Consider the following 809-nt stretch of genomic DNA (forward strand, 5'->3'; position numbering starts at 1 on the left):
GCGCCGGCGCCTTCGACCAGGGTCTTTTCGATTTCCAGCAGCATCAGCACGGCTTGTTCGATGTCGCCCTCGTCGACCAGCAGCAGGTCGTTGACTTCGCGCGCGATGATGTCACGCGTCAGCACCCCGGGCGTGGCGACCGCGATGCCCTCGGCGATGGTGCTCGCGCCCACCGGGTGCTCGGTGCCCTTGACCGCATTGACCATGGTCGGGAAGCGCCGCGTCTGCACGCCCACGATCTCGATCTCCGGCTTGATCGCGCGCGCAGCCACGGCCATGCCGGCCAAGAGGCCGCCGCCGCCGATGGCCACCACCAGCGTGTCGAGGTCGGGCACGGCGTCGAGCATTTCCAGCGCGACCGTGCCCTGGCCGGCGATGATGGCTTCATCGTCATAAGGATGGACGAAGGTCAGGCCGCGTTCCTGCGCCAGCGCGAAGGCATGGGCGCGCGCTTCTTCCAGCGTGTCGCCATGCAGCACCACCTCGGCGCCGAAGCCGCGCGTGCGTTCGATCTTGACGCCCGGCGTGAAGCGCGGCATCACGATCAGCGCGTGCAGGCCGAGCCGTTGCGCGTGATAGGCCACGCCTTGCGCATGATTGCCGGCCGACATGGCGATCACGCCGCGCACGCCGGCGGCGGCCAGGTCGGTCAGCTTGTTGCAGGCGCCGCGTTCCTTGAATGAGGAAGTGAACTGGAGATTTTCGAATTTGAGGAAAACCTGGGCGCCGACGATCTCCGACAGCGTGCGCGATTCCACGCACGGGGTGTTGAGGATCTGGCCTTGCAGGCGCGCGGCGGCGCGCTGGAT

At 67.6% G+C, this 809-nt stretch carries 1 protein-coding gene; it reads right to left on the minus strand.

Features of this window, described 5'->3' with window-relative positions; translation table 11 throughout:
* On the minus strand, positions 1 to 809 hold an 809-nt coding region (locus tag HLUSI_RS0123255; protein WP_016836222.1), incomplete at both ends, for a pyridoxal-phosphate dependent enzyme.

This window comes from Herbaspirillum lusitanum P6-12, assembly GCF_000256565.1.
Taxonomy (GTDB): domain Bacteria; phylum Pseudomonadota; class Gammaproteobacteria; order Burkholderiales; family Burkholderiaceae_D; genus Herbaspirillum; species Herbaspirillum lusitanum.